The sequence below is a fragment of the Acidimicrobiia bacterium genome (assembly GCA_009694375.1).
GTDB lineage: Bacteria > Actinomycetota > Acidimicrobiia > Acidimicrobiales > VFJN01 > VFJN01.
Genome location: SHVB01000002.1, coordinates 21,368 through 45,923 on the forward strand (window position 1 = coordinate 21,368; position 24,556 = coordinate 45,923).

Here is a 24,556-nt window from a genome sequence, read left to right on the forward strand (position 1 = left end):
GCAATTCCCCTGGATCTTCACACCGGCCGGGCCACCCACTCCAGGGTGCGCACCGCTGGCCGGGCGGTGGCCATCATCGCCGCTGCCCTTATCCTGGTCCCGATCGTGGCCGTGGCCGTGGGGTATCAGCCGGCCATCGTGGCGGCTCCAAGCCCCTCCCCCGGGATCGACAAAGGCGACATTGTCCTCAACAAGGTTGTACCGCCAGCAGATGTGCAGGTGGGCGACATCATCACCTACCTGCCGGCGCCAGGATCGGCCAAGGTCACCGGCGTTGTGGCGCAGGCGACGGCCACCACGGGGACCTACTCCTTTAGGCTCGAAGGCACCCCGAGCGACAGCCCAGCATGGTCACCGGCGGCCCAGCAGAACGTCACCCGGGTGGCCTTACGCCTCGCGTTCCTCGACCGCCTGCTACGCCACATCAGCCCCTATGTGGCGGACAACCCGGATCTCACCCTGGGCATCTGGGTGGCATCCATCCTGCTCCTTGGCGGTGTCTGGATGGCCCTGGCCGCCCACGAGCCCGAGCCCGAGCCCGAGCCCGAACACTGGTAATCAGCCGCCGCTGATGTCCTGGACTCGCTGCTTGCCCGCAGAGATCCAGGGCATCATGCCGCGAAGTTGTTCACCCACCTGCTCGATCTGGTGCTCGGCTCCCTTCGCCTTGAGCGCCGTGTAGTTCGCTCGACCCGATTCAGCCTCAGCCACCCACTCGGCGGCAAAGCGGCCGTCCTGGATCTCATCAAGGACCTTGCGCATCTCGGCCTTCACCGCCGCGTTGATGATGCGGGGGCCGCGGGTGAGGTCGCCGTACTCGGCGGTGTCGGAGATGGAATACCGCATCCCGGCGATGCCCTGCTCGTACATCAGATCCACGATGAGCTTCAGCTCATGCAGACATTCGAAGTAGGCCGACTCCGGCTGGTAGCCCGCCTCGACCAGCGTTTCGAAGCCCGCCTGCACCAGGGCCGTGAGGCCACCGCAGAGCACAACCTGCTCGCCGAAGAGATCCGTCTCGGTCTCTTCCTCGAAGGTGGTTTCCAACACGCCCGCCCGGGCCCCACCGATAGCCGCCGCGTACGACAGGGCCAGGTCACGGGCGTGGCCGGAAGGGTCCTGCGATACGGCGATCAGACACGGCACCCCGCCGCCTTCGGTGTAGGTGCGGCGCACAAGGTGCCCGGGACCCTTGGGGGCTACTAGGGCCACATCCACATCGGCCGGCGGGACCACCTGCTCGAAGCGCACGGAGAAACCGTGGCCTACAAACAGCGCATCGCCGGCGGAAAGGTTGGGGGCGATGTGTTCGTTGAAGATCGCCTTGTGCTCGGTATCAGGGCCGAGAAGCATGATCAGATCGGCTTCGGCGGTGGCTTCCGCCACCGAGCTCACCCGCAGACCCGCGGCGGTGGCCTTGGCCACCGAAGCCGATTCCGGTCGGAGACCGACGCGCACGTCCACGCCCGACTCCTTGAGGTTGAGGGCGTGCGCATGGCCCTGGGAGCCGTAGCCGATCACGGCGACCTTGCGTGCCGCGATAAGGGAGAGATCGGCATCTTTGTCGTAATACACGTTGGCCATCGTTAGTCACTTCCGCAGTCAGTAGGTCAGGTTGGTGAGGCTAATCCCTGAGAACAAGGCCCCGCCCCTTCAGCCCAGAACCAGCAGCCTCGCTCATCAGACCTGATGCAGCCGATGGTCGATCGCGTTGTCGAGTTTCGGAAGCGCCACCCGGCCGGTCCGGCGCAGCTCAACGATGTCGAAGGGCCGCAACCGTTCGGCACAGTCGTCGAGCACATCGGGGTGACCCTCCACCGAAAGGGTGAGCCGGTCTTGGCCTTCATCGAGGACCCGGCCCGCGAATTCGTCGACCAGGGTCAGAATCTGGCGGCGGACATCCGGTGGTGCCTCCATGGTCACAAGGAGCAACTCGCGCTCCACGGCATGACGGGGGTCAAGTTCGGTGATGCTCACCACGCTGATGAGCTTGAACAGTTGCTCCGTTATCTGATCCAGAGGGGCCGAGGCCACGTCTACCGCAATCGTGATGCGACTCAAATCTTCGTCCTCGGTCGGCGCCACCGCCAGGCTGACGATGTTGAAGCCGCGGCGAGCGAACAACCCCGAAACCCGCGCCAATACACCGGCCTTGTTCTCCACCAACACAGAGAGAATGTGGTGCGGGATGTCATCGGAGAGAGCGGTCATCGCTGGATGCCTTGACGGAGGCCGGGATCGGTGACGATGTCGTCGTTGCTTTGGCCTGGTGCCACCATTGGGTAGACCTTCTCCGCCGCGTCGACCCGGAAGTCGATCACCACCGGACGGTCGTCGATTTCGTTGGCCTTCTGGATCGCCGCCCCCACCTCTTCGGGGGAGTCCACGCGCATGCCCACGCAGCCCATAGCCTCCGCCCACATTTTGTAGTCCGGCAGATCGGGCGAGAGGTACACCTCGGAGTAGCGCTCCTCGTAGAACATCTCCTGCCACTGGCGCACCATGCCGAGGTAGGCATTGTTGAGAATGGCGATCTTCACCGGAATCCGCTCCGCCGCCGCCGTCACCAGTTCCTGGGCGGTCATCTGGAAGCAGCCGTCACCGTCCACCGCCCACACGGTGGAGTCGGGGCGGCCAACTTTGGCCCCGATGGCCGCCGGGACGGCGAACCCCATCGTGCCCAGGCCGCCGGAGTTCACCCAGGTATAGGGCCGCTCGAAGTGCCAGTACTGAGATGCCCACATCTGGTGCTGGCCTACGCCGGAAACCACGATGCAATCGTCGGGGTTGTTGTCCCGCAACTGCTCGAGCACGAACTGAGGCTTGAGGGAGTCGCCGGGCTCCGCGGGCACGTAGGCCAACGGGTTGATTTCCTGCCAGCCCGCAATCGTTTGCTTCCAACGGGAGCGGTCGGGGAAGGCGGCGCCGTTGGCTAGCAGTTCCTTGAGCACCTCCACCAGTTCCTCGATCACCAGCCGACAATCGCCCACGATGGGCACATCGGGACGCCGGACCTTCCCGATTTCCGCCGGGTCGATGTCCACGTGGATCACCTTGGCCTCGGGGGCGAAGGCATCGAGCTTCCCGGTGATCCGATCGTCGAAACGGCTCCCGAGCGCGATCAGCAGATCCGATCGCTGCATGGCGGTGACGGCAGTGTAGTTACCGTGCATCCCTGGCATCCCGAGACACAGCGGGTGGGAGTCGGGGAAGGCCCCTCGGGCCATCAACGTGGTGACCACGTGAATGCCGCACAACTCCGCCAGTTCGTGCAGGGTCTCCGCCGCCCGGGCCTTGAGGATGCCGCCGCCGGCATAAATCACCGGACGTTCAGAGCGCAAGATGAACTCCGCCGCCTCACGAATCTTACCGGGGTCGCCCTGGGTGATCGGCCGGTAGCCGGGAAGACCGGCGAGTACGTCGGCATCGTCGGGCCAGTGCCACTCCATCGCTGAGTTCGGGTTCCGGGCGTCGATGATGTCCTTGGGAATGTCGAGGAGCACCGGTCCGGGCCGACCGGTGGTCGCGATGTGGAAGGCCTCCCGCACCGCTCGGGGAATGTCCTGGGCCGAGGTGATCAGTTCGTTGTGCTTGGTCACCGATCGCGTAACGCCGATCGTGTCGCACTCCTGAAAGGCATCGGTCCCGATAGCGCTCACGGGCACCTGGCCGGTAATCACCACCAGAGGGATCGAGTCCATGTAGGCGTTGCACAGCGGGGTGACGATGTTGGTGGCGGCCGGGCCGGAGGTGACCATCGCCACGCCGGGACGGCCGGTGACGTGGGCGTACCCCTCCGCCATGTGGCCCGCGCCCTGCTCATGGCGCACGAGGATGTGGCGGATCGCACTATCGAGCAACGGGTCGTAGGCGGGCAGGATGCAGCCGCCGGGTAACCCAAAGATGGTGTCGACTCCCTCCATTTCGAGGGCTTTGATCAAAGCTTGCGATCCGTTGAGTTGCATGTCCTGGGTGCCTTTCGGGCATAACGCAAACGACCTCCCGAGTGGGAGGTCGAGCAGCGCACGGGCGAGGGAGTAACGCCGTGCGCTAAGTAACTACCTGAAGGAGGGTCGGGGCGGTCATAGGTCAGAGCCTCCCACGCCGTCACCACCATGGCAACCCGATCAGGCCTCGGTGATCGCCCCCCGTTCGGCGCCGGTGGCCAGTCGGGCGTACTTCGCCAGCACGCCGGTGGTGTAGCGCGGCTCGGGAAGCTTCCAGCGGGCTTTGCGCTCGGCCAGGGTGGCGTCGTCCACCATCAGGTCCACGGAGTGGCTCTCGATGTCGATCACGATGCGGTCGCCCTCCTCGATGAAGGCGATCGGTCCCCCGTCCACGGCCTCCGGTGCCACGTGCCCGATGCAGAAGCCATGCGTGCCCCCCGAAAAACGACCGTCGGTGATGAGCGCCGCATCGCCGCCGCGCCCCACTCCCTTCATGGCCCCGGTGATGGCCAGCATCTCCCGCATACCCGGGCCGCCCTTGGGGCCCTCGTAGCGGATAACCACCACGTCGCCCGGCTCGATCTTCTCGGCCAAGACGGCCGCCATGGCCGCGTCCTCCCCATCGAACACCCGCGCTCGCCCGTCGAAACGAAGACTGTCGATACCGGCCACCTTCACCACGGCCCCGCGCGGCGCCAGCGTGCCGCGCAGGACGGCAATGCCCCCCACGGCGTGCAGCGGATCCGACAGCGGGTGGATCACCTCTCCATCGGGGGCAGGGGCGTTGATCTCGGCCAGGTTCTCCGCCACCGTCCGGCCCGTGACGGTGAGGCAGTCGCCGTGGAGCAAGCCGGCGTCGAGGAGGTGCTGCATCACCACGGGGATACCCCCGATGCGGTCGATGTCGGCCATGTGGTACTTGCCGTGGGGTTTGGTGTCGGCAATGTGGGGCACCCGGGCCGCCACTTTGTTGAAGTCGTCGAGGGTGAGATCCACCCGCGCCTCAGCAGCGATGGCGAGCAAATGGAGCACGGCGTTGGTGGAACCGCCCAGGGCCATCACCACGGCAATGGCATTTTCGAACGCACCCATCGTCATGATTTGGCGGGGTCGGATACCCTTCTCGAGCAGCCGGACCACGGCCTGACCCGAGGCGTAGGCGAAATCGTCGCGACGATGATCGGGGGCTGGCGGGCTCGACGAACCGGGCAGGGACATCCCCATCGCCTCGGCCACCGAAGCCATGGTGTTGGCGGTGAACATGCCCGCACAACTGCCCTCGCTGGGGCAGGCGCTCCGCTCGATGGCATCGAGTTCGGCGAGGTCCATGGTCCCCGCCGCGTAGGCCCCCACGGCCTCGAATACCGACACGATGTCGGTGGCCTGTCCCTTGTGCGATCCCGGGAGGATGGAGCCGCCGTAGAGAAAGACCGCCGGCAGGTTGACGCGCGCCGCCGCCATGAGCATCCCCGGCAGGCTCTTGTCGCAACCGGCGAAGGTAACCATGCCGTCGAAACGCTCGGCGTGCATCACCGTTTCGATCGAATCGGCGATGACCTCCCGGCTCACTAGCGAGGCCCGCATCCCCTCGTGCCCCATGGAGATGCCATCGGACACTGCGATGGTGGTGAACTCGATGGGGAAGCCGCCGGCATCGCGCACCCCCACCTTCGAGCGCTTGGCGAGGCGGTCGAGGGGAAGGTTGCAGGGGGTGACCTCGTTCCACGACGACGCCACCGCCACCTGCGGCTTTTCCCAATCGTCGTCGGTCATGCCGATGGCCCGAAGCATGGCCCGGGCCGGTGCCCGATTGGGGCCGTCGGTTACCTCACGGCTACGCGGCTTGATGTCCACCGGCACGTCATTCTCATGGCTGTTCATAGCCGACAGGCTACCGGGGAGAGTGGGGCGGGGCCGTGTCCCCAACCCGGCGGTTCAGAGCCCGGCTTTGCTGCGGAGGAGCGCAGTGGCGGCTTTGCCATCGGCCTGGCCGTTGGAGGCTTGCATCACCTTGCCCATAAAGAAGCCCGTGAGTTTGCCCCGCGCCTTGTCGTCGCCGGTGCGGAACTGTTCCCATTCCTCAACATGAGCGGCGATAAGGCCGTCGATGATTCCTTCCAGCGCCGAACTGTGGAGGGCTTCGAAACCGCGCGCCTGGGCAATCTCCGCCGGGGCACCACCGGTGGCGACCATCTCGGCCAGCACGGTTTTGGCCTGGGTGGCCGTGAGTTCCCCGCCGGTCTCCATCTTCACGAGATCCCCGAAGCGCTCCGGCGACAATGTCTCGGCGCCGTCCACGGCCAGGTTGTGCTCCACGTGGGTAAGAACACGACTGGCATCGGCACCGCGGCGAATGGCGGCCAGCGCGAGGTGGTCGAGACCGCGTTCCACCGCCATCACCACACCACCAACGGTGGCGGGCACCCCGGCGGCCTCGGCCAGTGCGGTGCGGCGGGCCGCCGGCAGCACCGGTAAAGCGGCATCAATGCGGGCGATATCCGCCGCCGAGGGCTCCAAGGGCACCAAATCCGGCTCGGGGAAGTAGCGGTAGTCATCGGCGTCTTCCTTCACCCGCAGGGTGCCGGTGCGACCGGAGGCTTCGTCCCAATGGCGGGTCTCCTGGCGCACCGTCTCCCCGTTGTTGAGCAAGTCGATCTGACGAAGAGCCTCATGATCGATGGCCCGCCCGAGCGAACGTACCGAGTTGAGATTCTTGATTTCACAACGGGTGCCCCAGGGCTCGCCCAGGTGGTGCACCGACACGTTGGCATCGACGCGCATCGAGCCTTCTTCCATCTTGGCGTCGGATACGCCGGTAGCCAGCAGGATGGCCCGCAGCTCGTTGGCGTACTCCTTGGCCTGCTCGCTGCTGCGCATATCGGCTTCCGACACGATCTCCACGAGCGGTACGCCCGAGCGGTTGTAATCCACCAGGCTGTGCTCGGCATCGTGGATACGGCCCCCGCCCCCCACGTGGTTGAGTTTGCCGGTGTCTTCTTCGATGTGGGCGCGGGTGATACCGATTCGGGCGCCCGACGGAAGATCCAGGTGGCCCCCCAGGTTGGTGGGGAGATCGTACTGGGTGACCTGATAGTCCTTGGGCTGGTCGGGGTAGAAGTAGTTCTTGCGAGAAAACACGGAGCGTTTGACGTCGCAGTTGAGGGCGCGGCCGAGCCGCATCGCCAGCTCCACGGCCTTCTCGTTGAGCACCGGCAACGAACCCGGCAAGCCCAGGCAGGTGGGGCAGGTGTTGGCGTTGGGCTGATCGCCAAAGTGGTTGGGGCAACAACAGAACAACTTGGTGGCGGTGGCCAACTCGCAGTGCACCTCGAGTCCGATCACCATCCCCCAGCCCTCGGGGAGGACCGAGGCATTCGGGGAGGGGGTGGAGGGGGTCATGCCATGGCTCCTTCAAGGGTGGCGGCCACTTGGAACATGGTCACTTCATCGAGCGCGTTGGCCATGATCTGCACCCCCACCGGGAGCCCATCGGCCCCGACGCCGAAGGGCACCGACATGGCGGGGTGGCCGGCCAGGTTGGATGGAATCGTGCAGATGTCATTTAGGTACATCGCCAGCGGATCGGCCTTGGCGCCCAGCGCGAACGCAGTGGTGGGTGCCGTGGGCGAGATGAGTACGTCAAAGCGCTCATAAGCGGCTTGGAAATCGCGGATGATGAGGGTGCGAACCTTCTGGGCCTTGCCGTAATAGGCGTCGTAGTAGCCCGCCGACAGGGCATAGGTGCCGAGCATGATGCGCCGCAGAACCTCCGGCCCGAAGCCCTCTGTGCGGGTTCGGTCATACATCTCTGCCGTGGTGGGTGCATCCACCCGCAGGCCGTAGCGCACCCCGTCGTAGCGGGCCAGATTGCTCGAGGCCTCGGCGGGCGCAATGAGGTAATAGGCGGACAGGCCGTAGATCACCGCCGGTACCGACACCTCCTCCACCTTGGCCCCCGCCTCGCTCAGCGCCTCGGCCGCCGCCGCCACCCGGGCCGACACATCGGGGGCGATGCCCTCGGCCTGGCACAATTCGGTCACCAACCCCACCCGCAGCCCGGCCACGCCGGCGCTGAGGCGAGGCAGCACCGGGGGCAACGCCTCGGGAATCGACGTGCTGTCGCGTGGGTCGTAACCGGCGATTACCTCGTAGAGAGCGGCCGCATCGGCCACCGTGGTGGCGAACGGTCCAATCTGGTCGAGACTCGAAGCGAAGGCCACGAGGCCATAGCGAGACACCCGCCCGTAGGTGGGTTTGACCCCCACCACCCCGCACAGGGCGGCGGGTTGACGGATCGAACCGCCGGTATCCGAACCGAGGGCCAAGGGGGCAAACCCCGCTGCCACCGCCACCGCGCTTCCGCCCGAGGAGCCCCCGGGAACCTTGGTGATGTCGTGGGGATTCTTGGACGGCCCGAAGGCGGAGTTTTCCGTCGAGGACCCCATGGCGAACTCATCGAGGTTCGTTTTTCCCACTGAGATCGCCCCGGCAGCGGTCAGTCGCTCCACCACGGTCGCGTCATAGGGGGGCTTCCACCCGGCGAGGATCTTGGATGAACACGTGGTGGGTATGCCGGTGGTGCAGAGGTTGTCCTTCAGGGCAATCGGCACCCCCGCCAGGGGTCCGGGGTCATCACCGGCGGCCACCCGGGCGTCCACCGCATCAGCGGCGGCCAGTGCCTGCTCGGAGGTCACCAGGTTGAAGGCATGCAACTCGGCCTCGCGCGCCCCGATGAGCGACAGGTGCTCTTCCATCACGGCGCGAGCGGTGCGCTCACCGGCTCGCACCGCCGCCGCGATCTCCAGGGCGCTCACGGTGCATCCCCCAGCACCGACGGCACGCGGAACATGCCATCCTGCGCGGCCGGGGCCGCCGCCAGCACCGCATCGCGCACCCCAGCGTGGCGCACCACGTCGGGACGCCACACGTTCGTGAGCGGGTAGGGGTGCGACGTGGGGGCCACGTCATCGAGGTCGAGGGCCTCGACATCGGCCGCATTGGCCAAAATCGCCGCCAGTTGGGGGGTGAAGGTGTCGATCTGCTCATCGCTCAACTCCAACCGAGCCAACTTGGCGACATGGACTACTTCCTCACGCGACAGCGATGCCATGGCCCCATCGTAGGGGCGGGATCCCCCACCTCAGGAATGCCCGGGAGCAAACCCACCCCGGCGGGCCGCTCGCTACGATGTGGGTCCCAGTGGCGCGCCCACGCGCCCGTCGAACATGGAGTAGTCGTCGTGGCTGTCGTCGTCATCACGGGATGTAGCAGTGGGTTCGGCCTCGAGGCAGCCCTCGCCTTCGCCCGACGGGGCGACACGGTCTGCGCCACGATGCGCAACCTCGGCAAAGCCGATGTCCTTCGGACACGAGCCGCCGAGATTGGTGTGACGGTGGAGGTGGAAGTCCTCGACGTGACTGATGACGAGTCGGTAGCCCAGGCCATTGCCGCGATCACCCAACGCCACGGTGCGATCGACGTGCTCGTGAACAACGCCGGGGTGGGGTTTGGCGGCCCCGTGGAGACGATGCCCATGGCGGCTGCGCAATCCCTCATGGACACCAACTTCTGGGGGGCTGTGCGCATGATTCGCGGCGTGCTTCCCTCCATGCGGGAACGCCGGGCCGGAGTGATCATCAACGTCACGTCGCTCAGCGGCCTTATTCCCGGTGCGCTCTACACCGGGATGTACGCCGCTTCGAAGCACGCGCTCGGCGCCCTCAGCGAGGCACTCCTCACCGAAGTGGGGCCCTACGGGGTGCGGGTCGTGTGCGTGGCGCCCGGCTTTTTCGCCACCCAGATCACCGCCAACAGCGATGCCACCGACGACGGCATCGCCGGGTCGGCCTACGAAGCCGATGCGCGTTGGTGGAACGACTTCATGGACAGCAGCGTCAACAGCGGCGCCGATGCGGAGATCGTGGCCGACGCCATCGTGGCGGCCAGCACCGATCCGGCCACTCCGCTCCAGCAGCCAGTGGGCGAGGATGCCGCCTTGTACCTCGACCTCTGGGATCAGACTCGCACCTTCGAAACCTGGATCGAAACGGCCCTCGGCGTGGTGGAGATGACCGCCGGCCCCCGCCCCACCCCGAACTGATCCCCGCCCCGGGCGGGGCATGCGGGCCCCCTGACCCGGCGCAGCCCGGGCGAGTTGTGTGAGTGAGTGCTCACTCAGATACCGTCAACCGAATGACCGAGGCCACCGAATCCAAGCGGCACCCCCGGGCCCCGGCCATGGCGCCCCGTGAGCGGCGCGCCGCCGTCATCGGAGCCACTCGGGCCCTCCTCCTGGAAAACGACGCCATGGTCACCACCCGGCAGATCGCCGAAGCCGCCGGCATCGCCGAGGGAACGATCTTTCGGGTGTTCACCGACAAGGACGAGTTGATCGAGGCCGTCATCGACGAAACCGTGGATCCAACCCCCCTCGAACGGGCCCTCGAAGCGGTCGACCCCTCCGCTCCCCTGGAGGTCATCCTCACCGCCGCCATCGAACTGCTGCAACGACGGGCCATCGAAATCTGGCGCCTCATGGCCAGCGTAGGCCCGCAGTTCCACGATCGGGTTCACCGTCCCATGACCGACAGTCCTGCCTTGGCGGCCCTGTTCCAGGCCCACCACCACACCATCACCGTCCCCCCGGTGGAAGCGGCGCGGCGCCTACGGGCCGTCACGCTCGCCACCAGCCATCCGATGCTGGTCGAGCAACCCATCTCGCCGGCGGAGATCGCCACCATGTTTCTCTACGGCATCGCATGGCGGTCCCCGTGCTGATCCACCTCCTGCGCTCGCACCTTCGGCCCTACCGTTCGATCCTCCTTCTCGTCGTCGTGTTGCAGACGGTGCAGTCGGCGGCGGCACTCATGCTCCCCGGGCTCAACGCCGAGATCGTGGACCAGGGCGTGCTCACGGGCAACAACGCCTACATCCGCTCCCGCGGTGCCCTCATGCTCATGTTCTCCATCATTCAGGTGATCTTCGCCGTTTTGGCAGTGCGCTTCGGAGCCAAGGTGGCCATGAATTTCGGCCGAGACCTGCGCACCAACCTCTTTCACCAGGTCAACAACTTCTCCGCGCAAGAGGTAGGCACCTTCGGAGCGCCCTCGCTCATCACCCGCATCACCAACGACGTCCAACAGGTACAGATGCTCGTGGTCATGGCCTGCACCATGGCCGTGGCGGCCCCCATCACCATCGTGGTGGGCCTGTACATGGCCCTGCGTCAAGACATCGCGCTGTCGGTCGTGATGCTGTTCGCCATGCCCGTCGCCGCCATCGTGCTCGGTGTCATTGTGAGCCAGATGGTGCCGGCCTTCCGCAAGATGCAGGACCAAATCGACCACATTAATCGCGTGATGCGCGAGCAGATCACCGGCATACGGGTGGTGCGGTCCTTCGTGCGGGAACCCCAAGAGCAAGCCCGCTTCGCCGAGGCGAGCGCCGATCTCACCTCCACCGCGCTGCGCGGTGGACGCCTGATGTCGGCCATGTTCCCCATCATCAACCTGCTCATCAACGTCTCCAGCGTGGCCGTGCTGTGGATCGGGGCCTACGAGGTGAGCAGCGGCCGAATTGAGGTGGGGTCGCTCATCGCCTACCTGAGCTATCTCGTGCAGATTCTGATGTCGGTGGTGATGGCCACCTTCACGATCTCGATGGTGCCCCGCGCCTCGGTCTCGAGCAATCGAATCACCGAAGTCCTCCACACCGACCCCTCCGTGGCTCCCCCGCTCTCCCCGGTGCGCAACGTCCCTCGTCTCGGCACCCTCGAGATGCGCGAGGTTGGGTTTCACTACCCCGGCGCCGAGAAACCCGTGCTCAGCGACCTGAGTTTCATCACCACCCCGGGCCACACCACCGCCATCGTGGGCAGCACCGGGGCCGGGAAAACCACCCTGGTGGGCCTGGTGCCCCGTCTGTTCGATGTCACCTCGGGCACGGTGCTGGTCGACGGCGTGGACGTACGTGATCTGGAACCAGAGCGCCTCTCGAACTGCATCGGCCTCGTACCCCAAACCCCGTATTTGTTCTCCGGCACGGTGGCCAGCAACCTTCGTTTCAGCAAGCCCGATGCCACCGAGGAGGAAATGTGGGAGGCCCTCGAGGTGGCCCAGGCCGCCGACTTCGTGCGAGCCATGCCGGGCGCTCTGGAGGCCCGCATCGACCAAGGCGGTGCCAACGTGTCGGGCGGACAACGCCAGCGGCTGTCCATTGCTCGTGCGCTGGTGCGACGACCATCGATCTACTTGTTCGACGACTCGTTCTCGGCACTAGACCTCACCACCGATGCCAACCTTCGCGCCGCCCTGGTGCCCTACACCGCCGATGCGGCGGTAGTGATCGTGGCGCAGCGGGTATCCACCATCGCCACCGCGGATGCCATCCTCGTGCTCGAGGATGGCCGGCTCGTGGGTCGGGGGACGCACGCCGAACTCCTGGCTGATTGCCCCACCTACGCCGAGATCGTGCAGTCCCAGATCGGGGAACGGTCCGCCGCATGAGCACCGACACCGACGACCCGAAGATCGACCTCACCGCCCCCGACACCCGAGCGGCGAGCCGCTGGAACTCCGCCGGCATGCCCACCGAGAAGTCCAGCGAGTTCACCGTGGCGATCCGCCGCCTGGTCCAGCTGCTGGGCCCGGAACGGCCCGTGCTGGTGCTGGTGGCGATCACCGCCATCGTAAGCGCCACCCTCAACGTGATCGGACCGCGCGTGCTCGGCCACGGCACCGACGTGATCGTGCGAGGAATGCGCAGTCCCGCCGGCATCGACATCAACGAGCTCCATCGCGTGCTCCGCCACGCAATCGCTCTCTACGCCGGTTCGGCACTGCTTTCCCTGGCCACGGCATGGATGATCGCCGGTGTGGTGCAGCGACTCATGCACCGACTGCGCCTGCAGGCTGAAGCCAAGGTGCACGCGCTGCCGCTTCGCTACATCGACCGCCAGGCCCGCGGTGACCTCCTCAGCCGAGTGACCAACGACCTCGACAATCTGGCCCAGAGCCTGCAGCAGACCTTGAGCCAAATGCTGACGTCGGTACTTCTGCTGATCGGCGTGGCCGCCATGATGATCCTGATCTCCCCACCACTGGCCCTAGTCGCCCTCACCACCGTTCCCATTTCGGTCTTTGGCATGAAGAAGGTGGCCTCTCGGGCCCGCCCGAAATACCTCGCCCAGTGGGGCGCTACGGGCACCCTTAACGGTCAGATCGAGGAGGCCTTCACCGGCCACGCCATCGTGCAAGCCTTTGGTCGCCAGCCGGAGGTGGAAAGCCGCTTCGCGACCACCAACGACACGCTCTTCGAGGCCGCTTTCGGCGCCCAGTTCATGTCCAGCCTGATGCAGCCGCTCACGATGTTCCTCGGCAACATCCAATACGTACTCGTGGCGGTGGTCGGCGGGATGCGGGTGGCGACCGGCAGTGTCTCGATCGGCAATGTCCAGGCCTTTATTCAGTACTCGCGCACCTTCTCAATGCCCCTCACCCAGTTGGCTTCGATGCTCAACGTTTTCCAGTCGGGGATCGCCTCCCTCGAGCGGGTGCTCGAACTGCTCGACAGTGAGGAAGAGTCGCCCGATCCGATCGATAGCGCCCCCCTGGCCCCCATCGCCGGCCGGGTCGCCTTCGAAGACGTGTCCTTCTCCTACGATCCCGACCGCCCCCTCATCGAACATCTCTCCCTCGTGGCCGAACCAGGGCAGACCATCGCCATCGTGGGCCCTACCGGGGCCGGGAAGACCACCCTGGTGAACCTCATCATGCGATTCTACGACCTCGACGGAGGTCGCATCACCCTCGATGGACGCGACATCGCCCGCATCCCGAGACGGACGCTGCGCCGCGACATCGGCATGGTGCTCCAGGACACGTGGCTCTTCGGAGGGACCATTCGCGAGAACATCGCCTACGGCCAACCCGGTGCGTCGGAGGAGCAGATTCTCGCGGCGGCGCGATCCACCTACGTCGACCATTTTGTGGCCACCCTGCCCGACGGCTACGACACCGTCATCAACGAGGAGGGCGACAACATCTCGGCGGGACAAAAACAGTTGATCACCATCGCCCGAGCCTTCCTGTCCCAACCGGCCATCCTCATCCTCGACGAAGCCACCAGTTCTGTCGACACGCGCACCGAGGTGCTCATCCAAGAGGCCATGAACGCTCTGCGGGTAGACCGCACGAGCTTTGTGATCGCCCACCGGCTCTCCACGATCCGGGGCGCCGATGTGATCCTGGTGATGGAGGACGGCCGCATTGTGGAGCAGGGCCATCACGACGACCTACTCAGCCACGATGGGCCCTACTTCCACCTCTACAACTCGCAGTTCACCGCCGCCGCGGCCGAAGTCTCCTGAAACACCCGCAGCGGAAGTGGAGAGATCAGCTCACCGGTGGCAACAAGGTGAGGGGCACCACCGTCACCGGGCCCGGCCCCACGCGACAATGCGCTTCGATGGTGGAAGGGGTGGTGGCGTAGGTGAGTTCGGCCCGCACCAACCGATAGGTGAACTTCCCCGGCTCCACCGTGAAAGGTGAGGCGTTGCGGGCCACCTGCTCCCCGGCCTCGTCGCGAAACTCCACCACCAGTACTCCCTCACCCACCTCCTCGGCGCGGCAGCGCACCAGCACGATGAGATGGGGAGTGACGGTGACTGGCGCGGGCTCCGGTGCGGCCATGGAAAACATGATGCCGTTCAAATCGATACGCGTAGAGGGACCGGGTGCCTCCCGCAACTGCAGATCCTCGCTAAACAGGGCCGACACGATGTCCATGGGCCGTCACGCTAATAGGCGTGGTCGGGGGCCCCACCAACCCCGCCGGGGCCGGGCCCCTCAGCCCGCGGTGACCTTCCGAGCAAAGGCCACCGTGGCCGACTCAACCTCGGCTCGGTCGTAGTCCAGCGTGGCGACGTGATAGCTCTTCTCGAGCCAGAGGTGCTCCACCGGGCCCTGGATTTCCGCGGCCAGGATGTTGCTGTCCTCGGGGTTCACCACATGGTCCTGCCGACTGGTGATCACCAGGGTCGGCATCGTGATCTCCCCCAGGTGTTCCCGCACCTGCTTTCCCGCTTCCATCATGGTAAGCAGGGCTCGTAGGGGGGTGGCGTCGTAGGACAACTCCTCGGAAGCGGGATCGGCAATGTCGCCGCCGATGGACTCCATGGTTTCCATGCCGCCATCCAGCATCGCCGCCACCGCCGTCACCATCTCCGCCGGAACCGCCACCGGTGCGTTGATCAACACGATGCCCGCCAGTTCGGGATGACCTTCGGCCACCGCGGCGGTGAGGGCACCCCCCATCGAAAGGCCCACCACGATGCAACGGCCCTCCGGGGAGCGAGCCGCCAGGGCATCGAGCGAACGCTCAGCCTCGGCGCGCCAGTCGTCCCATGCGGTGTGCACCATGTCTTCGATGCTCGTGCCATGGCCGGGCAGGCGGGGCATCTCCACGTTGAAACCAGCGTCGGCGAGGGCTTCGGCCAAGGGCCGCATGGAGAGCGGGTTACCGGTGAAGCCGTGGAGCACCAGCGCGCCATGGCGGCCACCGCCGGGCGACGACCACGCTTCACAACCAGGCAGGATCGGGTGAACATCGTCGGCGGGAGTGCGAGGCATCCCGGCATGGTAGCGCCCCGTTCTCAGCGGTACGGGTCGTCGCTGCTCTGCTCTTGCCACCAACTATCGACGGCGGGCGTCCAGTCCGGATCCGGGTAAATGCAGTCCACCGGACAAGGATCGAGGCACTTATCGCAGCCCGAGCAGAGTTCGGGAATGATGATCACATCGAGTCCGTGGTTGAAAATGGCGCCGAACTGGGGCGGACAATGCCGAATACAGGTGTCGCAGTTGATGCAGATCGACATGTCGATCAGCAGAGGCGGGTTCTTCCATTTGGGGTTTCTCGTGCGGTCAGCGATCCGCTCGGGCCGAGTGCTCGCCGCCATGCCTGCGACGGTAGCACCGGACTGGGCGGCGATTGACCGTCGGGTCAAGATTGGGGCACGCTCTGGGCCTATGGAACCCGACCGAAGGCTCACCGCACAAGGCATGGAGCGCAAACAGCAGTTGCTCGATTGCGCCGCCGAACTCTTCGCCGAGCGCGGCTACGCCGAAACTCGGGTCATCGACATCGTGCGGGCCGCCGGCGTAGCCAAGGGCCTGTTCTATTGGTACTTCGAGAACAAAGAAGCCCTCTTCAAAGAGTTGGCCGGCAGCATTCGTCTCAATCTCCGCCGCCAACAAGGCGCCGCCCTCGATCCCGATGCCACCCCACTGGTGAACCTCTACCGGGGTACCGAAAGTTCGGTGATCTTCATGGCCGAGCACGCGCCCTACTTCTCACTCCTCGAGGAGGAAGGCCGCAACTTCGTTGACGTCATGCGCCAGGGCACCCAGCAACACATCAAAGACATGGTGCAACTCATCAAAGCCGGCCAACGCAATGGCACCATTCGGGAGGAGAACCCCATGCTGCTCGCACTGGGCGTGGTGGGGTCGGTGGGCCACTACTCCCGGGTCCACCGCACCGGCCGCCTCGACCTCTCACTCCCCGAGTTGGCGGCGTTCGTGGCTCGCTATGTGGTGCACTCCGTCGCCTCCGGCGATGCGTCGGTACGCGATGCCCTGCGGCAGGTAACCGCCATCCCCGCCCGGGTCTGAAACACGCTGGGCTCAGGCGGCCGCGACGGGGAGGGGCGCCGACCCGCCGAGCCGGGCGGTGCTACCGTCCGCCACACCCACCAAACTGCGACCTCCAGGAAACCTCACCATGGCCCAGTACCCCTTTCTCTCCAGCGAATGGCTGGCGGCCGCCCACCAGATCCGGGCCGAATACGCCGACACCCTCGCCGCCCCCGCCCACGCCGTGCGTATGAACCAGGTCATCACCGAGGTTCCCTTCGGCTCGGGCACCATCGACGCCCACCTCGATACCTCCGACGGTAAGACCGACATGGATCTGGGGCATTTAGACCAGCCCGACCTCACCGTGACCCTCGACTACGCCACCGCCAAAGCGATCCTCGTGGAGGGCAACCCCCAGGTGGGTATGCAGGCGTTCATGGCCGGGAAGATCAAGGTCCAGGGCGACATGACCAGGTTGATGGCGATGCAGCAAGTCACCCCAGATCCCGTTGCCCTGAAAGTGGCCGCCAAGATTCAGGCCATCACCTCCGACTGATTCGGTCCTCAGACCAACATCGTTTCAACCGAGGCCGTGGGCAAGCTGACGGGAGACTCGGGAACGCTTCGGTTGCTGGATCGAACGAAACAGGCCGTCACCACCCCCACCGCCGCCATGGCCCCGCCCACCAGGTAGGCCTCGCCGTAGGCCGGCACCTCACCTACCGCGGCCGTCCGCACCACCGAGACGGTGAGCATCACCTGAATACCGATTACCACCCCGAGTTGCGTCATCATCTGCTGAAACGCGCCCGCCACTCCGATGTCGTGGTCCTCTACCGAATTCACCATGCTCGCCGCCAGCGCCGGCGCCGAACACCCGAGGCCAATACCCGACAACGCCAGCGCCGCGATGATCACGAGGTCTGACGTGCCCGGGGCCACCGACGACAGGGCCACCATCGAGGCCACCACGCACATCGACCCCGCCACGGCGGCGGTGCGCTCCCCCACCCGCAGCGCCAGGTAGCCCGCCAGCGGCCCCGTAATCGCAAAGGCGAGGGGACGGGCGATCATCAGACCGCCAACTTTTGTTTCGGGATAGCCGAACACCGTGTAGAGGAAGATCGGGGTGATCACGAAGCCGCCCATGTAGGCGAAGTTGGTGAAGAACTGCGTGATGATGGCGAAGGTGAAGTTGTGGCGACGGAGGTAGGCCAACGGCAGCAGCGGAGAGGGCACCCGCGCTTCCAAAAAGATGAACGCCGCCACCGCCACCGGCGCCAACCCCAGGCCGGCGAGAATGAAGGGATCCGACCATCCCCATAGCGGACCCCGGTTGATGGCGAAGAGTAATGACGTAGCCCCCGCGGTCAGCACGAGGGCTCCCCGCCAGTCGAAGGCCACCCGCTCCCGACGTTCGGTCTCGGGGAGCAGGACAAACGCCAGTGCGAGCCCAATGAAGGTCAGCGGAACCTGGGCAATGAAGATCCATCGCCAGCCAAACGCTTCCACGATCGGCCCACCCGCCACCACACCGATCACCGGACCACCGGCTCCCACCATGGACCAGTACCCCATGGCCTGCACGCGCCGCTCCCGGGGAAACATGCGGTTGATCATGGCGATGGACGCCGGCCCCACGGCCGCCCCGGTGGCGGCTCCCATCGTACGAAAGCCGATCAGCGATCCGGCATTCCACGACACGGCCGTGAGGGCGGCAAACATGCCCACAGAGGCCATCGACCAGCAATAGGCCCGGCGATGACCGTAGAGATCACCGAGTTTTCCCATGGCGGGGCCCGCCACCGCAAAGGCCAACAGCGGGCCGATTACTACCCAAGTGATCGTGCTCACATTGCTATCGAACTCGGCCGCGATGCTGGGGATCGACACCGACAGGATCGTGATGGTGAACCCCACCGAGAACAGGCCGAAGAGCACCACCGCCAGCGCAATCCACGGGTAACGCGGGCTCGTGGCGATCCTGCCCTGCAGGTGGTGGCGCCACCGTTGCGAGCTCGAGGTGACGGCGGCGCCGTGCGCCCCGGACACGCCAAACGATGCTTGGTGGAGTTGGCTGGCATCGAGCGACGGCACGGCCATCAGGCTATTCAACCGTCGAACAATAACCGACCCCGCTGGCTGGAGCGGCGGCCTCATCGCAGCGGCTGGGGAGCGCCACGTCCAGCGCACCGCCCCAGCGAGCGAGGTAGGCCAGCGTTTCGACCCTACACCGGGAACACCTCGCCGACGGGGGACCTACCGGCGTAAATAAATATCCACCGTGGCTTTGCGCTTGACCTTCTCATTGGGCTCGGGGTTGGTGGTGAAGGGCGTACCGCGAGCGGGGCCGGCTACATCGCCCACCACCAACCCGGCCGCCTCAATCTTGGCGATGGCCTGATCAAGCGTGAGGCCATCAACCGAGGGGACAACCACCAAATCAGGGCCCTTGGAGACCGCCACCTCCACGGTGCTGTCGCGCGGCGCCGAGGCACCCTCACCCGGGCGAAGGGCAATCACGACACCCACCGCCACGTTGTCGCTGAACTCATCCACCTGTTTCGCCAACAGTTGGACCGACTGGAGAGCAACGGCGGCGGCCTCGTAGGTACCACCGGTCAGTCCGGCCGGGATGACACGCGGCACCGGACCCTTCGACACGGTGAGCGGCACCTCGGAACCCTTGGGAAGTTCGGCAGGCACATCCGCACCCAGGGCCATCACAACCCCGGCCGCCACTTTCTCGTCGTTCACCTCCGTGACGGCGGGGGTAAAACCACCGGCATCGGTGAGACGCTGGGTGGCATCGGCGATCGACATCCCCACGAGGTCGGTGGGAACAGGGGCCGGGGTGTTGCCCAGCGAGACGTACAACGCCAACGTGGAGCCCTCACGAAGATCCTTGCCCGCTGCCGGATCGGTGCGAAGAACCTCGCCCGGTTGGCTGCCATCTACCCGGATCGGGCGTATGTCGATCGTGAAACCGAACGGCTCCACCTCCGCACGCGCCGCCGCCTCCGTGAGGCCCACCAACATGGGTACGGGATAGCTTGGGGTGCGGGCCTGGCCGTAGCCCCACACGCCCGCTCCCGCCAGCAGCACCACCAGCAACGTAGCGAGAACTACTTTCGGCCACCGGCGCTTCGGGCGCTCCGGCGGACTGGCGTCGAGGGCATCATCGAGATAGTCCGGCGGCTCGCCGGGCAGCGGACCGCCGGCATCGGCGTCACCGGCCCCCTCCTGCCCCGGGGTCGCAACCGACGACAGACCGAGCAAGGTGGGATCAGCATTGGTGCCGTCCTGGGTGAGGTCCACCACCGGATGCAGGGACGCCAATACCAGCGGTGCTGGCCGGGGGAGGTCCTCGGCACTGGCCATGAGGGCAATGGCCAACTCGCCCGCGTCGGGGCGATCGGCGGGGTCGGGAAGGCCCGCTCGCTCCAGCGGCTTCTGCAACGCACCGAGCGCATCGGACACCTCCACCGCCACGCCAACGCGGGCCATGAGCGTGGCAATGGTGGTGTCGGCGGAGAAGGGAACCCGCCCGGTGACACATTCGATCAGCACCAGACCAAGGGAATACACATCGGCTCGCCCATCCACCGACTGCCCCTGGGCCTGTTCCGGTGAGGCGTAGCGGGCGGTGCCCAGCACCGCTCCCTGCGGCTCGGTCCACGCCGCCTCGGCAATGGCACGCGCTAGACCGAAGTCCGCTACCCGCAGGCGAGCATCGTCGCCGAAGAGCAGGTTGGCCGGTTTGATATCGCGGTGCACGAAGCCGCGACGATGGGCGTAATCGAGCGCCCGGGTGGCCTCAAGGCCCACCATCAGTGCCTGCGAAGGGGTGAGCCGAAACCCCGAGTCCAACATGGTGCGCAGGCTGCCCCCACCGAGATACTCCGTCACGATGTAGGGCGCGCCGTCGTCGTCGCCCCAGTCGTAGACGGCCACGATGTTGGGATGATTCAGGGCCGCGGCGGCCTGCGCCTCCGCCCGGAAGCGCCGGAGGAAAGCGTCGTCCTCGGCGAGCGCTGCGTGCAGAATCTTCACCGCCACCCGACGCCGGAGCCGAACGTCGTCAGCCAAAAACACCTGGGCTGACGAGCCGGTACCGATGGGAGCGATGAGCCGATAGCGCCCGCTGAGAACTCGACCGATTTGGTCCGTCATACGGGACATGACCACAAACACGAGGATACTCCCTGCCCATTCGGTCCCGGTGCACCCTTCCGGCGTTTGGAGGGCCAGACTGATCCCGATGCCTGCCGACGACCCCCCTGATACCCCCGAGCCCGCCGCCGACGCCGCCGCCGAGCCCCTGGCCGACCCCCTGGCGGGCCGTCGAGCGCCCCTGCCCACCGCCGTCTACCGGGTCATCATCGCGGTGGCGGTGCTCGCCGCCGCGGCCGCCATCGTGGCGGGGGTGCAGGCCACCCAGACCGGAGAGCAAGAGCCGGTCACGGTATCGGGGCGCCCCGATGTGGTGGAGGCACTCATTCCTGGGACAGGCGACGAAGTGGTGCAGCAGTTCGAGGTGGGGGTCGACCTAGCCCCCGGCTACGAGGGAGCCCTCACGGTGAACGGGGTGGACATCCCCACCGAGGAACTCCGGCTCGTTCCCCAGCAGAACCAGGTGTTCTTCAAGCCCAGTGAAGGTTCGGTGATCAACGAACTGCTCGCCGGGGAGAACTGCGTGGTAGCCACCGTCTGGAAGTCTTCGGAGGGCCGCGGCCTTCGCGATCAGACCTTCCAGTGGTGCTTCGAGGCGAGCTGAGCGGGGGTCATTCCCCGGCCAGAATGGCCGCCAGGGTCTCGCCGGCCAGTAGGCGCACGAACGCCGCTTCATCGAGCACCGGCACTCCCTTGGCCTCAGCTTTGTCCTGCTTGGAACCCCCGTCGGCCCCGGCGATCAGCGCAGCGGTGGTGGCCGACACGGTGCCACTCACTTTCGCCCCCAGGGCCTCGAGCTGTTCCTTCACCTGGTCGCGAGTGAACGCGACCAAGGTGCCGGTCGCCACCAGCGTCATCCCCGCCAACGGCAACACCGCCACCGCGGCCGGTTCGGCGAGGTCGGTGTCGGTGCGCACCCCCAACGCCACGAGGTCGCGCACCAGCGCCACGTGGCGGGGCGAATCGAACCACGCCCGCACAGCGGCGGCGATGACCGGTCCGATACCCGTCAGCGCCGCCATCTCCTCGGATGAAGCCGCTTGGATCCCATCGAGGGTGCGCAGGTGACGCACCAGATCTTTGGCCACCGTCGGGCCCACGTGGTTGATGTTGAGCGCCACCAGTAGTCGTTCCACGGGACGCTGCAATCCGGCCTGGATGCCCTCGATGAGGTTGTCGACCCGCGTGGCCTTCCACCGGGGCAGACCCAGAAGATCCTCCCGACGGTCGGGCAGACGGAACACGTCCGCGAGATCCTCCAACCACCCCTGCTGGCGAAACTCCGCCACCGTCTTGTCGCCCAGGCCCTCGATGTCGAGAGCACCACGGGAGGCAAGATGCACCAGCGATGCTTCGATACGGCGGGGACACTCCTGGTTCTCGCAGAAATGGTGAGCTTCGCCCTTTGGACGCAGGAGCGGCTGGCCACACGCGGGGCACGCGGTGGGCATCTGCCACTCCGCCGTCCCGGCCGGGCGGCGTTCCTTGATACTCCCCACCACCTCAGGAATCACATCACCCGCCCGTCGCACGATGACCGTGTCGCCCACGCGCACATCCTTGGCCTGCACCTGAATCTCGTTGTGGAGGGTGGCTTTGGTAATGGTGACCCCGGCCACCGCCACCGGTTCGAGCACCGCAAACGGGGTCACTTTTCCGGTGCGCCCCACGTTCACCTCGATGCCCAGCAACTGTGTCTCCGCCTCGATCGGCGGCATCTTGTAGGCGATGGCCCAGCGGGGGGCTCGGGCGGTGGAACCCAGCACCTCGCGCTGGTCCATCCCGTCCACCTTGATCACCACCCCGTCCACCTCGAAACCAAAGAGATGACGGCGGGCCGTGAAGTCGTCGATGAGCGCCCACACCTCATCGATGGTGGCCACCCGCGTGGAGGCTTCCGGGACCGGCAGCCCGGCGCTCCTCACCCACTGGAGATACTCCGAGTAGGTGCTGAACCTCCGCCCCTCCAGATGGCCGAGTCCGTGCACCCACATCGCCAATGGCCGCTCCCGCACCACCTCGGGATCCTTCTGGCGCAGCGCGCCCGAGGCGGCGTTGCGCGGGTTCATGAAGGCGGGTTCGCCACGTTCGATGCGTTCCTCGTTCATGCGGTTGAACTTCTCCACCGGGTAGTACACCTCGCCGCGTATCTCCACCACCTCGGGGGGCTGATCGTCGGTCAGGCGATAGGGCAGATCCTCGATGGTGAGCAGTTGCTGGGTCACCGTTTCGCCCCGCACCCCGTTGCCACGGGTGGCCCCCACTTCCAACACGCCCCGGCGATAGACGCAGTTGATGGCGATGCCATCGATCTTGAGTTCGCAGGCCCACTCGATCACGCTGCCCTCCGGCAGGCCCCGCGCCACCCGGTCCGCCCAGGCGCGGAGTTCGTCTTCGCTGAACGCGTTGTCCAGCGACAACATCGGTTCGAGATGATCGACGGGCGGAAAGGCCTCATCGAGGGGCGAGCCCACCTGCCGCAGCGGGGAGTCGGCGCGGGCCAGCACCGGATGGCTGGCTTCGATGGATTCCAGTTCGCGCAGCAATTCGTCGAAGGTGGCATCAGGCATCGCCAGGTCCGACAACACGTAGTACCGATAGCGCGCCTCGCGCACGGTGCGGCACACCTCGTCGTACCGCTGTCGGGCCGAGTCGAGGGTGGTCGGGTCAGCCATAAGGGGAGCGTAGCGATGCCGGGGAACCGCCCGCTTCGCGCCAGGACCGGCGATCAGGCTCCGACGGTGAGGTGCATGCCGTGGGTCTGGGTTTCGAGATGCCGGGCCACCTGGTTTGTGAAGGAGAGCACCCGCTCGGCCTGTTCCTCGCCATGGGTGGCGAGACCACAGGCCGGGGTGACCATGGCCTGTTCGCGTAAGCGCACCGGATCACAGCCACCCCCGGTAAGCCCGCGCCATTCCGTGGACAACGCGTGCCAGAGGCGGTCGGGAGCCGAACCAAGCGGGCCGGTGGTGGGCACGGCGCCCCACGCCACCCATCCATCACGGTCGAGAAACGCGCTGATCGCCCCCACCTGCTCCACGGCCCCAGAGGCCAGTGGGAGTGAGAGGATCTGCGGACCGGACTGGAGCACCGCTCCCCAATCGGTGGGGCCGCAACAGTGCAACCCGGTGACGGCATGGGGCTCGATGGTGGCCAGGGCACCGGAGATGAGGTCGATGGTGCGATTGGACTCGAAGGGAAAACTGGGATGCATGGCCGCGACGAGACCGGGCTCATCGAGGAAAACCACCAGCGGCGCCATCGGCGCGGCATGGGTGGCGGCGGCGAGCAACGAGCGGGCCCGAGAGCGAACCGCCGACCCCGCCACCGCGAAGGCCCGTTCCGCCGGCACCCCCACGTTGAGCAAGGCGATGCCGAGGGTCACTGGTCCGGTGAGTTGCAGTTTGATGGGCCCCTGGCGCCCGGCGGCCGCCTCGAGAAAGGACCGCAGACCCACGAACGGTGGCCCATCCACGCCTTCCTCGGCGAGCGGATGGCGGGGGTCGATGGCGGGATCGTCTACGACGAGGGAACCGTCGTCGAGCACCCGCACACCGGTGATACCCCAGGCGGCTTGGGCAATCATGCGCTCGACGCCGGAGCGGTTCGGAAGTGACGGAGCGGCCGGCAGGCGCGGCTGGAGCTCCAACACCAGCGCAGCAGCCCGGGCCGGATCGGTGTGCGGCAGGCTCCCAATGGAGGTGGCCAAACCGCGGGGAAGGTCGATCGGGTTCATCGCGGTGCCACCCCCGACAAGATGCCCACCATCAGGCTTCGCCCTCGATCAGATACCGCCAAGCC

22 protein-coding genes are annotated in these 24,556 nt (G+C 66.3%); 8 read left to right on the plus strand and 14 right to left on the minus strand.

Features of this window, described 5'->3' with window-relative positions:
* Positions 1-45: 45 nt before the first annotated feature.
* The gene (locus EXQ71_01770; protein ID MSO86231.1) at positions 46-558 is read left to right on the plus strand and encodes a hypothetical protein; all 513 of its coding nucleotides are present in this window, start codon (positions 46-48) and stop codon (positions 556-558) included.
* Here the strand turns inward: EXQ71_01770 and ilvC are convergent, their stop codons facing one another.
* The 7 genes from ilvC to gatC form a co-directional block, all read right to left on the minus strand.
* A complete protein-coding gene (gene ilvC, locus EXQ71_01775; GenBank protein MSO86232.1) occupies positions 559-1,584 on the minus strand; it encodes a ketol-acid reductoisomerase in 1,026 nt (341 codons plus the stop codon).
* Between the two features lie 96 nt (positions 1,585-1,680).
* A complete protein-coding gene (ilvN, locus tag EXQ71_01780) occupies positions 1,681-2,190 on the minus strand; it encodes an acetolactate synthase small subunit (GenBank protein ID MSO86233.1) in 510 nt (169 codons plus the stop codon).
* A 17-nt stretch (positions 2,191-2,207) separates the two neighbouring features.
* On the minus strand, positions 2,208-3,965 hold the full coding sequence (ilvB, locus tag EXQ71_01785; GenBank protein MSO86234.1) for a biosynthetic-type acetolactate synthase large subunit: 1,758 nt from the start codon (positions 3,963-3,965) through the stop codon (positions 2,208-2,210).
* 162 nt (positions 3,966-4,127) lie between these two features.
* Complete coding sequence (ilvD, locus tag EXQ71_01790) at positions 4,128-5,828, minus strand: dihydroxy-acid dehydratase (protein ID MSO86235.1); 1,701 nt, start codon at positions 5,826-5,828, stop codon at positions 4,128-4,130.
* Between the two features lie 54 nt (positions 5,829-5,882).
* Entirely contained in the window at positions 5,883-7,346 is a 1,464-nt protein-coding gene (gene gatB / locus EXQ71_01795) for an Asp-tRNA(Asn)/Glu-tRNA(Gln) amidotransferase subunit GatB (GenBank protein ID MSO86236.1), read from the minus strand.
* Positions 7,343-8,761, minus strand: a complete 1,419-nt coding sequence (gene gatA, locus EXQ71_01800; GenBank protein MSO86237.1) for an Asp-tRNA(Asn)/Glu-tRNA(Gln) amidotransferase subunit GatA — start codon at positions 8,759-8,761, stop codon at positions 7,343-7,345. Before gatA ends, gatB begins: the two co-directional genes overlap by 4 nt.
* Positions 8,758-9,057 carry an Asp-tRNA(Asn)/Glu-tRNA(Gln) amidotransferase subunit GatC gene (gene gatC, locus EXQ71_01805; GenBank protein MSO86238.1) on the minus strand — a complete coding sequence of 100 codons (300 nt, stop codon included), beginning with the start codon at positions 9,055-9,057 and terminating at the stop codon, positions 8,758-8,760. The genes gatA and gatC overlap by 4 nt, the downstream gene beginning before the upstream one ends.
* Between gatC and EXQ71_01810 the strand changes: the two genes are divergently transcribed.
* From EXQ71_01810 to EXQ71_01825, 4 genes are all read left to right on the plus strand, one after another.
* Positions 9,025-10,047, plus strand: a complete 1,023-nt coding sequence (locus EXQ71_01810; GenBank protein ID MSO86239.1) for an SDR family oxidoreductase — start codon at positions 9,025-9,027, stop codon at positions 10,045-10,047. The genes gatC and EXQ71_01810 overlap by 33 nt on opposite strands.
* A 92-nt stretch (positions 10,048-10,139) precedes the next feature.
* Positions 10,140-10,724 carry a TetR/AcrR family transcriptional regulator gene (locus EXQ71_01815; protein MSO86240.1) on the plus strand — a complete coding sequence of 195 codons (585 nt, stop codon included), beginning with the start codon at positions 10,140-10,142 and terminating at the stop codon, positions 10,722-10,724.
* Positions 10,718-12,451, plus strand: coding sequence for an ABC transporter ATP-binding protein (locus EXQ71_01820; protein MSO86241.1), 1,734 nt, complete (start codon positions 10,718-10,720; stop codon positions 12,449-12,451). The genes EXQ71_01815 and EXQ71_01820 overlap by 7 nt, the downstream gene beginning before the upstream one ends.
* A gap of 77 nt (positions 12,452-12,528) precedes the next feature.
* Positions 12,529-14,313 (plus strand): ABC transporter ATP-binding protein, encoded by a 1,785-nt coding sequence (locus EXQ71_01825; GenBank protein ID MSO86242.1) that lies wholly within the window; start codon positions 12,529-12,531, stop codon positions 14,311-14,313.
* A 25-nt stretch (positions 14,314-14,338) separates the two neighbouring features.
* Here the strand turns inward: EXQ71_01825 and EXQ71_01830 are convergent, their stop codons facing one another.
* Genes EXQ71_01830 through EXQ71_01840 form a run of 3 tightly spaced genes read right to left on the minus strand, consistent with a single transcriptional unit; the run spans position 14,339 to position 15,903 of the window.
* On the minus strand, positions 14,339-14,731 hold the full coding sequence (locus EXQ71_01830; protein ID MSO86243.1) for a hypothetical protein: 393 nt from the start codon (positions 14,729-14,731) through the stop codon (positions 14,339-14,341).
* 60 nt (positions 14,732-14,791) lie between these two features.
* A complete protein-coding gene (locus EXQ71_01835) occupies positions 14,792-15,574 on the minus strand; it encodes an alpha/beta fold hydrolase (GenBank protein ID MSO86244.1) in 783 nt (260 codons plus the stop codon).
* 23 nt (positions 15,575-15,597) lie between these two features.
* The gene (locus EXQ71_01840) at positions 15,598-15,903 is read right to left on the minus strand and encodes a 4Fe-4S ferredoxin (protein ID MSO86245.1); all 306 of its coding nucleotides are present in this window, start codon (positions 15,901-15,903) and stop codon (positions 15,598-15,600) included.
* Between EXQ71_01840 and EXQ71_01845 the strand changes: the two genes are divergently transcribed.
* Positions 15,809-16,618, plus strand: coding sequence for a TetR/AcrR family transcriptional regulator (locus EXQ71_01845; GenBank protein MSO86246.1), 810 nt, complete (start codon positions 15,809-15,811; stop codon positions 16,616-16,618). The genes EXQ71_01840 and EXQ71_01845 overlap by 95 nt on opposite strands.
* Positions 16,619-16,727: 109 nt before the next feature.
* The gene (locus EXQ71_01850; protein ID MSO86247.1) at positions 16,728-17,138 is read left to right on the plus strand and encodes a hypothetical protein; all 411 of its coding nucleotides are present in this window, start codon (positions 16,728-16,730) and stop codon (positions 17,136-17,138) included.
* 8 nt (positions 17,139-17,146) lie between these two features.
* Here the strand turns inward: EXQ71_01850 and EXQ71_01855 are convergent, their stop codons facing one another.
* Together EXQ71_01855 and EXQ71_01860 are read right to left on the minus strand one after the other, a co-directional pair.
* Positions 17,147-18,742, minus strand: a complete 1,596-nt coding sequence (locus tag EXQ71_01855; protein ID MSO86248.1) for an MFS transporter — start codon at positions 18,740-18,742, stop codon at positions 17,147-17,149.
* A 99-nt stretch (positions 18,743-18,841) separates the two neighbouring features.
* Positions 18,842-20,764: a serine/threonine-protein kinase gene (locus tag EXQ71_01860; GenBank protein MSO86249.1), complete on the minus strand. Its 1,923-nt coding sequence runs from the start codon at positions 20,762-20,764 to the stop codon at positions 18,842-18,844.
* A 79-nt stretch (positions 20,765-20,843) separates the two neighbouring features.
* Between EXQ71_01860 and EXQ71_01865 the strand changes: the two genes are divergently transcribed.
* Positions 20,844-21,359 carry a hypothetical protein gene (locus tag EXQ71_01865; GenBank protein MSO86250.1) on the plus strand — a complete coding sequence of 172 codons (516 nt, stop codon included), beginning with the start codon at positions 20,844-20,846 and terminating at the stop codon, positions 21,357-21,359.
* Positions 21,360-21,366: 7 nt separating this feature from the next.
* Here the strand turns inward: EXQ71_01865 and ligA are convergent, their stop codons facing one another.
* Positions 21,367-23,430, minus strand: a complete 2,064-nt coding sequence (gene ligA / locus EXQ71_01870) for an NAD-dependent DNA ligase LigA (GenBank protein ID MSO86251.1) — start codon at positions 23,428-23,430, stop codon at positions 21,367-21,369.
* A gap of 53 nt (positions 23,431-23,483) precedes the next feature.
* The gene (locus tag EXQ71_01875) at positions 23,484-24,491 is read right to left on the minus strand and encodes a hypothetical protein (GenBank protein ID MSO86252.1); all 1,008 of its coding nucleotides are present in this window, start codon (positions 24,489-24,491) and stop codon (positions 23,484-23,486) included.
* Positions 24,492-24,556: the final 65 nt, after the last annotated feature.